Source organism: Neobacillus sp. GCM10023253, from assembly GCF_042653105.1.
In the GTDB taxonomy this organism is placed as follows: domain Bacteria; phylum Bacillota; class Bacilli; order Bacillales; family Cytobacillaceae; genus Neobacillus; species Neobacillus citreus.
The window spans coordinates 1-10076 of record NZ_JBHSHV010000022.1; the positions used below are offsets into that span (position 1 = coordinate 1).

Genomic DNA, 10076 nt, shown 5'->3' on the forward strand with positions numbered 1-10076 from the left:
ACCCCATAAAAATCTCTATACCTTAATTATACAAAAAAGACTGCCAGCAAACCCGAAGTTTTTCGAATTTGTCGACAGTCTGACACTAGATTACTTATCTAGTGTTTATTTTATTTTGTAAATCCGTATGGGTTGAAATCGCCAGCTTAACCGGATAGACGGCTCTATAGTTCTTATTTTTTTGGAAGTTTAGAACGATTTCGGATTGTTAATGTAACTCAATGGAATTATTCTAAATGGATATCCAAATTTTGGGTAATTTAATATTAGGGGGCATGTTAATGATTGTTTATCATGGTTCTATAAGGAAATTTAACCATTTTAATAAAGAAACGGTTGTTCAAAAATTAAATAATGATATCGACACGATTGGATTTTGGTTTACTTCGGATAGCGCTTCGGCGAAACCTTTTCCTATCGGAACTGAGAATGTTATTCAAAAATCAGAGACGGAATTTTGGGAGGACGGAACCCCTAAAGTGGTGCAAGTTGAAAAGCCGGTCAGAGGATTTATTTACAAAGTATTTATGGATGAACCAAATCTTAAGGAATACCAATCAGATTCTGAGGATTCCTATGATTTGTTTATGAGGGAACGCGACCAATACTGTGATTATTTCGGATCCAGTAAAAGGAACCCCACCTGGGGGGACAATGCTGCCCTGTTAAATAAAGAAGAAGCCAATGCGGCATTTCGAAAAAATCTTATGAACCAGAGATACGAAGGATTAGTTATACGAAACACTAAGCTGCATAACGGTGTTATCGACCTATATTGCATTTTTTCGGAAAACCCTCTTCATATTGCAGATGTGATATCAGTAGATGTATAAACAAAAGCTGCAGGATCCTGCAGCTTTAACTTATTATTGGTCACATGCAATACCATCACCGTCTCGGTCCACAAGGAGGATTATTTACCATATGCTAAATTCTTTATGTATTAGGACTGTCTTGCTATAATAAATACTACAGTTGTAAAAGTAGGGGGATTATCATGAAGCAAATTCCACAAATATCAGAAGCAGAATATGAAGTGATGAAAGTTATTTGGAACTATGAGCCGATTTCGACTCCTGAGGTTGTGGATAAATTATCGAATAAGAGTGATTGGAAGCCAAACACCATTCACACGATGCTGGCGCGCTTGGTCAAGAAAAAGGCTTTGCACGCAAGAAAAGATGGCCGGGTGTTTGTTTATACTTCACTAGTTGAAGAGAAAGAATATGTCGGGCAGAAAAGTAAATCCTTTCTGCAGCAGTTTTTCGGCGGCACGTTAAATTCAATGGTGTTAAATTTAATTGAAAATGATGAGATATCGAATGAAGAAATATCGGAACTAAAGAAAATATTGTCTATGAGGGATAAGAAAGAAGGAGAGAAATAATGGATACCATGCTGCTGCGGATTTTAGTAAGTACAGTCGTGGTATCCCTCCTTATTTTCTTGATTCTGTCAATCAAAAAGCTGTTAAACCATCATATGACGGTGAAAGCACATTATCATATTTGGTATTTTCTTTGCATTCCCATCCTTGCTTCCTTTTTACCTTGGAATTATTTTCGTCTTGGAGAAGGAATTCACTATTTTAAGAGCTTACTTTTTTTTCATAAAGACATGGCATTGAAGAGTGAAAGGATAAATGGAGTGGCTGCCTCTCAGGCGCCAAACAGCAATTTATTACATGATTTCACGGTATCGGTAAACAAGTCAACGCCAGATTTCGTCTACCATACATTTTTTACGGTTTGGGTCATTGGAGTGGTTCTTATGGTTGGGGCTGCTGTTTATTCAAGCTATCAAATCCATCAAATCAAAAAGTCAGCTGCGGCTGTTCATAACGAAAAGTTAAATGATCTATTAGAAGCGTGCAAAGAGATGGTTGGGGTGAAAAGAAACATAAGGTTGCGCGAGACTTCTCTTATTTCCTCGCCGATCACGTTCGGGATCTTTCAGCCCTATATTTTTTTACCAAGCAAAACGCAAGAAGCATTTTCGTTAAATGAATTAAAATACGTGCTTTTGCACGAGCTGCATCATCATAAAAGCAAAGATCTATTCGTTAATTACGCCATGTGGATCGTTCATATTCTTTATTGGTTTAACCCATTCGTCTGGTATGCCTTAAAAAGGATTCGAATGGATCGGGAATTGGCCTGTGATGCGTCCGTTTTAAATCTCTTGGATGAGAGCGGATATATCGAATATGGATATACCATCATTCGTTTTGCAGATAAAAAGCAGGATCGTACCCTTAAACAGTTTGCTCCAGGTATAGGTGGGACAAAAAAACAAATCAAACAAAGAATCCAGTGCATTGCAAGCTTCTCTAGAGATTCTCTATTACTGAAATGGAAAAGCAAGGTCATCTGTGCTGTTTTAGGAATGGTTGTGCTATTCATTGCTCCAATCACCACCGTTATTGCCAGCCCAAATGAGGTGTATCAGTTTAACGGGAAGAATGTGGCCGATGAAGATCTAAGCTCCTATTTTAAGGGCTATAGGGGCAGCTTTGTTTTATATGATCCCTCGAAGAACCAATATCAAATATATAATCGAGAGATGAGTGAACAGAGGATTTCTCCTGATAGTACCTATAAAATATATTCTGCCTTAATTGCATTGGAATCCAATGTGATTTCCCCCAATAACAATAACCAGGTTTGGGATGGGAAAATTTATCCTTTTCCAGAATGGAATCAAAATCAAAATTTAGCGACTGCCTTAAGCCGTTCCGTGAATTGGTATTTCCAGAATACCGATCGAGAGGTAGGCAGAAAGCCGCTGCAGGATTATTTTCACAAGATAAAATACGGGAATGAGGATCTTTCAGGGGATCTGGATAGTTACTGGATGGAATCTTCCTTAAAAATATCACCCATTGAACAAGTCCAATTATTACACCAATTCGATGAAAATCAATGGGGGTTTAAAGCGGAAAATATCAAAGAGGTAAAAAAGGCACTTTTAATAGATGAACAAAAGAATGAGCGGTTGTACGGTAAAACGGGTACCGGCATGGTTAATGGCAAGAATGTAAATGGCTGGTTTATTGGCTTTGTCGATAAAGGTAATGATCGTTTTTATTTTGCCATTAATATTCAAAATAAGGATGGTCTAGCCCAGGGAAGTAAGGCAGCGGAGATTGCCAAGCAGATTCTGCATAATAAACAGATTTATTAAAAATAACCCCAGAAAGGATATATCATTCTTTTTGGGTGTTTTTTGCCCCCCAAAATACTACAAATGTAATATTTGGAGTTCACCATTTACACAAGCTTCCCAATAGGAAAGGGCTGATACGTTTTGAAGCAAAAAGAAAATATAGTAAAAAGTAAAACTCGATGGAGACTGACTAGTCTCTTTTTCGTGGTCCTTGTACTTTTTTCCATCTTAATTCTCCGCCTGGGGTTTATTCAAATTTTTAAAGGAGAAGCCTTTGTGGCTCAAGCTGAGAAGACGGATGTGACGCCTGTCAGTTATTCTGTTCCACGCGGAAAAATATACGACACGAACGATAGGTTAGTAGTCTACAATATTCCGGAAAAGGCGATTATCTATACACCGCCGAGAAATCCGCAGCCGGGCGAATTGCTAGAACTGGCTAAAAAGTTAAATACCTTCCTGGTCATGACGGATAAAGAGATCAATAAAGTGACCGATCGGGATTTGAAAGATCTCTGGCTGCTAGAACATAACAATGGCACGGATTTAATCACAAAGAAGGAGGAGAAATTATACAAACAGGAAAAGCTGAATGACAAGGATTTATATCATTTAAAATTGAATCGCATTACCGAAAGCAATCTTGAGAAAATCGATAAAAACCTGGCGGCCATCTACCGGAACCTTTCATCCGCCACCGCTTTAACTCCGACGATGGTCAAAAATGAAAATGTAACAGAAGAAGAATTTGCAAAGGTCAATGAAAATCTGGATAACCTCCCTGGGGTGGATGTGACGACCGATTGGAAGAGGGGCCGCACCTACGGGGAAACGTTTTGGAATATGCTTGGAGAAGTAACGAGTGCAGAGGAAGGTCTTCCGGCAGAAAAGGTAGATTACTATACGGCCAAAGGATACAAACTGAATGACCGTGTCGGAAAAAGCTATATTGAAGAGCTTTATGATAGTGTGTTACAAGGCCAAAAGGAAAAAGTAAAAACAGTGACCGATCAAAATGGAAATGTGGTAAGTACAGAGACGGTTTCGGAAGGGAAGAGCGGTAAGGATCTGGTTCTGACCATTGATATGCAGTTTCAGGCCGAGGTGGAAAAAATCATGCAGGAAGAGTTAGTCAGTGCCATCCAAAAGCCGCATACGGATACGCTTGACACTGCCTTTGTCGTGGCAATGGAACCAAAAACTGGCCGGATTCTAGCGATGTCAGGAAAAGTGTATGACAGGAAGTCCGGGCAGTTCACCGATTTTACCCCGGGAACCTTCACTTATGCATTTGAACAGGGGTCCGTTGTCAAAGGGGCCACCGTATTAACCGGATACCAAACGGGTGTCAGGGATTTCGGGGAAACCGAGCTGGATGAAGTCATGCGGTTTAAGGGGTCCGGAACCTTCTCCTCTTACCAAGTCATGAACAGAATTAACGAGTTAGAGGCATTAGAGCGTTCATCAAACGTGTATATGTGGAAAACCGCGATTGAAATGATGGGCGGCAAGTATGTCCCCAATGGCACATTAAATATCGATCCGAAAAAAATTGAAACGATCCGCTATTATTTCAACCAATTTGGTTTGGGCATCCCGACCGGTATTGGTTTTGATAATGAAACTGCGGGAATTAAAGGAACCAATCCAAGCACCTACTTTCAGATTGCCATCGGACAACTAGATACCTATACACCGTTGCAAATTGCCCAGTATATCACAACGATTGCTAATGGAGGGTACCGGATGAAGCCCCAATTGGTGAAGGCGATTCGGGAGCCCAATAAGAATGGCGATGAACCGGGTAACGTAATCGATGAAATCGAACCAGTGGTGCTTAATCAGGTGGATATGAATGGGGAGATGCTTAAGCGGGTTCAACAAGGTTTTTGGCTGGTCACCCATGGTTCCAAAGGAACAGCGAGAGGATATTTTAAAGACGAACCGTACAATGCCGCGGGTAAAACCGGGACCTCGGAATCCTATAAAAATGGGGTGAAGACTTGGAATCTTTCTTTTGCTGGATATGCTCCATTCGATGATCCCGAGATTGCCGTTGCCGTTATTGTGCCAAATGCCTACCGTGATGGTTATGCTCAGCCGCACAGTGCAGCGAATATCATCAGCCAGCGGGTCTTTCGAGCATATTTTGACCTTAAGGAAAAAGGACAGCCAACTGCAAAATGATTGACATCTTTTTATTACAGGTGTAGTATTAAGTGTGCAATGAATACTACATATGTAGTATTTAGTGCGTAGCCTACTATTACGCATGTAATCAAATTGTAGAAAGGAGGGATTCCTTTCCTCCCCAGCAATTCGGGGCAGTTTTTTAAGGAGCTGGAAAAGTGAGATTGAATAGAATCAGCCACTTATTCAATTTTCAGAACTTCAAATATTAATAGAAAGAGGTAAAGACTATGAGGAAAACAAGTGATATTTTTAACATAAAAAGCTTTATAATTACCCTGCTTGTGCTGGTGGTTGCCATTGTTCCGCTCGCCGGCTGGTCGATGACTACCGATAACCTTTCTGACAAGCCCGAAAAAGTAGTCAGGAAAATACCAGCACCCCAAATACACCGTGAGTTTGCAAAACTTGAGGATAAATATGATGCCCGTCTTGGAGTCTACGCGATCGATACAGGTACAAATCGGAAGGTCTCCTATCGGCCTCAAGAGCGGTTCGCTTTCGCATCTACTTACAAAGCTCTAGCCGCAGGTGCCTTGCTGCAGCATTACTCAATTGATCAACTCGACGAGTTAGTCACATACAACAGTGAGGACATCGTTGCGTATTCACCGGTCACAAGCCTTCACGTAGATACCGGGATGACTCTTCGGGAAGTGATTGAGGCGGCTGTTCGATATAGTGACAACACTGCAGGGAACCTTTTATTTGAGAAATTGGGAGGCCCTGAGGGGTTTGAAGCAGCATTGAGGCAGATTGGCGATCACGTAACCCAAGCTGATCGCTACGAGACGGATTTGAACTCAGCTGTTCCTGGAGACAGACGTGACACCAGCACGCCAAAAGCACTTGCAACCAGCCTTCAGGCTTTCGCAGTCGGCGACGTGCTCCCCGCTGAAAAACGTACGCTCCTGGCAGATTGGATGCGAGAAAATGCCACTGGAGATGCCTTGATCCGGGCTGGTGCACCCACCGGCTGGGAAGTCGCTGATAAGAGCGGCGCAGGAAGCTATGGAACGCGGAATGACATTGCGATTGTTTGGCCGCCGAATAGAGCTCCCATTGTCATCGCCGTTCTATCCAGCCGCGATACACAGAATGCCACCTTTGACAATGCGCTGATCGCAGAAGCGGCCAAGGTGGCACTTAACGCTCTGAAGTAGGACAGATCATCAAATTTACGCATCACAATTCTCAAAACAGTTCCTGTCTTATGCTTCCGCTTAGTTGGGCATTAACTGCATCGTCAGAATCATTTTCGAATTGTTTAAAAAGACTGCACCAAAAAATATAGAAAACAAGCTTAATACTGCGAGACAACCAATATAAAAAACAGCGAAACGTTTAAATACGGATCGCTGTTTTTTGTTCGATGTGATTATTTCTGGCTTGGAACTTTAACAGCTTTGGTCATTTGACGGATAGCTCCGAGATGGTAGGCTGAGTGTGCTAATGACCCTAAGATTCCGTTTGAGGTCTGTTCGTCTAAGGAGGTGAGTGAATTGATTAGGTTTATTAAGAACGCTTGTGACGGATATTGATAAGTTCATGCAGAACTTTTATTGAATGATGGAATGTAAACACCCATTATTTGAAGGTATAGGCTATGAGAGCAATGGTTATTGATCGGTATGGGAAAGTTCCCATGCATTTGCAGAAATGCCCACACCTGAAATTGGTGAATATGAGGTACTCGCAGAAATTCATGCAGCTAGTATTAATCCTGTTGATTTTAAGATATACGTGATGGGAAAGTGAAATTGTTAGTTAAATATAAAATGCCTCTTATCTTAGGGAATGACTTAGTCCTTTTTCATTTTCGTTATTCAACTAAAGTTACATGTTAGTTGAATAAAGGTAATGGTAAAATGATGTAAAAAGAGGCAAAATAAAGGTAATACAATTTTAAATGTTAAGGTGAAAGTAGGTAATGGCAATATGTCAGAAGATGAATTATTCTCAAATAAGGCACCTAATGTTTATGAAATATATTCAAAAATCCTCGATTTATTAAAAGAAATAGGACCATTTGAAATTGAGTTAAAAAAGACTTCTATTCATCTTTTGAATAAATCTTCCTTTGGAGGAGTTCATCCAAAAAAGAAATGGTTAGATTTTAATTTAGTATCAAACCATCACATTGAACACGAGAAGATTACTAAAATTGAACAAGTTTCCAAAAACAGATTTCACAATAACTTTAGATTCGATAGTGTAGATGACCTCAATCAAGAGTTTTTAATTCTTTTAAAACAATCATATCAATTGATGGGTTAGTTAGAGGAATCAAATTTATTACCAATGAACAGCATTTTCATAGGAATTATTTCTGAAGTAATATTTGGTTTATTATCTGTACTAATAATGCTCCCCGTACTGTTATTATTGGTTCATTTATTAATCGTTTTACGATTGGATTCTTAATATCAGTAACTGTTCTTCCTATGTATGGTTGGACCAAAGGAATTTTAATAGGGTTGTTAATTAGCCTTGGTAATATCGGCATGGTAAAGTTTTTATGGGTATTTATGTTGAGATTTCATTACCTTAAGCCTATTCCTGCCTGGGTGGTGTCGTTTTTGTTTACAGCACTTTTTATTATTTACTTTCATATTCCGTTACCTAAACCCTAAACGTTCCCTTATTTTAGCTAACTAGGGCTATTCCTCAAGAAGGAATGGTTTTTTTATTGAATTCAAAGAGGTGGGTTTGTGCAATAACGGAAAAAGTTTAATCTTTATTTACCAAAACTACATAAATAAGTAAGTAATGAAAAAAATAAGAAAGGTTATTTATCAGTTGAATTTAAAATAATTATACTTATATAAAGAGGGGTTTTAATGTACTGGAATGGTGTATTAAAAAGATTAGACATATTTGCAAAAGGTTCATGGTTTATTTATCTAACAGGATCAATACTATTATTTCTTTCTGTAACTACAACTAAAAATATCTCACGAAGAGAGTGGATTTTACTTTTTGGAATGATTGGTTTTTATGGTTGGATGGCTAATATTATCTTATTTTTTATATTTGACCTAATGGATTCTGGAGATCCCTCAATTGGAGGTATACCTGATATTTTTATGTTTGTGATTGGACCAGCTGCAAGTGCGATTTTATTTTTAAATCGATATAATACTCCTACAAAGTTAATCAGGGTAATTTTCTTTTCTATAATATCTTTTCTAATAGAATATATTTTGGGGAAACTTGGATTTTTAAAATTAAAGCATTGGAAACCTGTTTACTCGATCCCTTTTTATTTGTTGCTATTCTGGATTGTTCTGCCCTGGACACTAAAGCTCATAAGAAAATAATAAAAAAACAGGTTATGGATAACAAAGAGCTTAAATAAGGAGTTTCTTCGGCAGCTTTTTTTATAAGTTGTGAATAATTTCACTTAAACTAAAGGGTGCTTGAGTTAAAGAAGGATTGCAGCGATGTCGGTCCTTTTTTTATTCGAATAACGGATACAGAAAAGTTAAAGAAAAGACTACTTCACGTGCCCACAGATGTTCATTAGACAATGGTTTTTAAAGAGTGTTTCAAGAGGAGCTCGGAGATTTCAGAGTTTCAGTATTTTGCCCAAAGTTCCTAAATTTTTTAGTAATGCTTACTTATTAAAATAAATAAAGATTAAAGGCACTCAAATTTTAGATTGGTGCTTTTTTTGTATATGTAAAAAAAGCCCGTAGCTATTGGCTACGGCAAGAGGGTGAAGGTAGTGCAAACCTTCAATGAGAAATTTATGTTTTTTATCAGGTAATTAGAACTAATACAAAACCACCCATTTTGGGTGGTTAAGGAAAATGGACTTAAATTTTAATACATAATATCCTATGTATATCCCTTGTATAGGGTTTGGGTATTCAAATGTAATATAAGATTAGTTATATAATTGTGTCTAATTTTTTCCAGTAATACTTCCTAATTATAAACAGAAAATAAAATTTGTAAGTTATTCAATAATAAGGAGGTAGAGGAAAAATGACTGTAGCAACTCAAGTAAACCAAACTTTAGCTGGGTTAAAAAGTGCACAAGCGAGTTTTGAAACATTTGCATTACAGACTGAAAATAAGCAAGCAAAGCAATTGTACCAAAATGCGGCACAACAAACTCAAGCTATAATTGACAGTATTGAGCCACGTATTCAACAAATACAACAAGAAGAGCCTCAATATAATCAGTAATATCAAATGTTATCTGGTTGGCTAAAAGGTCACTCATTTATGTTTTAAAGTTTATTCACTAATGGTGAATTGCAAAGTTTATGGAAACTAATTTATCTCCGTGTAAATTTTATCCATAGAGGCAAAATAAGTTACGGGATTGTGCTGGAAATTGCCGCCTATTTTAAATGAGGTGTGAGATAAATGGCTGATAAAAACGAACGTAATCGAGTGAATGGCGATGCTGGCGAAGCTTTAGGAACTGGTGTCGGTACTGTCGCTGGTGCTGCTTTGGGATCTACTCTTGGTCCACTTGGTACAGCTACAGGAGCTGTTGCAGGTGGAGCGATCGGTAACAAGGTCGGCGAAGGGGCTAATGAGTCAAACGACGATGCGACGAGCCGAGAATAATAGGCATTAACTAAAGGGGAAATAAATGCATTAAGACTCCCAAAAAGGGAGTTCCAGATTGTAGACAAAAGGCATTCGAATGATCCCATTCGGATGCCTTTTTGTCGGATTTTTGCTCGTAAGAGCAAAATTTATGC

At 38.6% G+C, this 10076-nt stretch carries 9 protein-coding genes and 1 pseudogene; all 10 read left to right on the forward strand.

Annotated features, from left to right (window positions below; all coding sequences use genetic code 11):
• Positions 1–281 precede the first annotated feature (281 nt).
• The 10 genes and pseudogenes from ACFPA1_RS22330 to ACFPA1_RS22375 all read left to right on the forward strand — a co-directional run bounded on the left by ACFPA1_RS22330 (position 282) and on the right by ACFPA1_RS22375 (position 9939).
• The gene (locus ACFPA1_RS22330) at positions 282–833 is read left to right on the forward strand and encodes a hypothetical protein (RefSeq protein ID WP_378585705.1); all 552 of its coding nucleotides are present in this window, start codon (positions 282–284) and stop codon (positions 831–833) included.
• A gap of 164 nt (positions 834–997) precedes the next feature.
• Positions 998–1387 (forward strand): BlaI/MecI/CopY family transcriptional regulator, encoded by a 390-nt coding sequence (locus tag ACFPA1_RS22335; RefSeq protein WP_378585707.1) that lies wholly within the window; start codon positions 998–1000, stop codon positions 1385–1387.
• A complete protein-coding gene (locus ACFPA1_RS22340) occupies positions 1387–3183 on the forward strand; it encodes a BlaR1 family beta-lactam sensor/signal transducer (RefSeq protein ID WP_378585709.1) in 1797 nt (598 codons plus the stop codon). The genes ACFPA1_RS22335 and ACFPA1_RS22340 overlap by 1 nt, the downstream gene beginning before the upstream one ends.
• Before the next feature lie 258 nt (positions 3184–3441).
• The gene (locus ACFPA1_RS22345; RefSeq protein ID WP_378585712.1) at positions 3442–5352 is read left to right on the forward strand and encodes a peptidoglycan D,D-transpeptidase FtsI family protein; all 1911 of its coding nucleotides are present in this window, start codon (positions 3442–3444) and stop codon (positions 5350–5352) included.
• A 233-nt stretch (positions 5353–5585) separates the two neighbouring features.
• On the forward strand, positions 5586–6518 hold the full coding sequence (gene bla, locus ACFPA1_RS22350; protein WP_378585714.1) for a class A beta-lactamase: 933 nt from the start codon (positions 5586–5588) through the stop codon (positions 6516–6518).
• Positions 6519–6961: 443 nt separating this feature from the next.
• Positions 6962–7196: pseudogene (locus ACFPA1_RS22355) on the forward strand (alcohol dehydrogenase catalytic domain-containing protein); the annotation flags it as partial.
• A 97-nt stretch (positions 7197–7293) separates the two neighbouring features.
• Positions 7294–7632 carry a DUF5655 domain-containing protein gene (locus ACFPA1_RS22360; protein ID WP_378585717.1) on the forward strand — a complete coding sequence of 113 codons (339 nt, stop codon included), beginning with the start codon at positions 7294–7296 and terminating at the stop codon, positions 7630–7632.
• Positions 7633–8195: 563 nt separating this feature from the next.
• Positions 8196–8675: a hypothetical protein gene (locus tag ACFPA1_RS22365; RefSeq protein WP_378585720.1), complete on the forward strand. Its 480-nt coding sequence runs from the start codon at positions 8196–8198 to the stop codon at positions 8673–8675.
• Positions 8676–9345: 670 nt separating this feature from the next.
• Positions 9346–9549, forward strand: a complete 204-nt coding sequence (locus ACFPA1_RS22370) for a DUF1657 domain-containing protein (RefSeq protein ID WP_213146172.1) — start codon at positions 9346–9348, stop codon at positions 9547–9549.
• A gap of 183 nt (positions 9550–9732) precedes the next feature.
• The gene (locus tag ACFPA1_RS22375; RefSeq protein ID WP_378585723.1) at positions 9733–9939 is read left to right on the forward strand and encodes a glycine zipper domain-containing protein; all 207 of its coding nucleotides are present in this window, start codon (positions 9733–9735) and stop codon (positions 9937–9939) included.
• Positions 9940–10076: the final 137 nt, after the last annotated feature.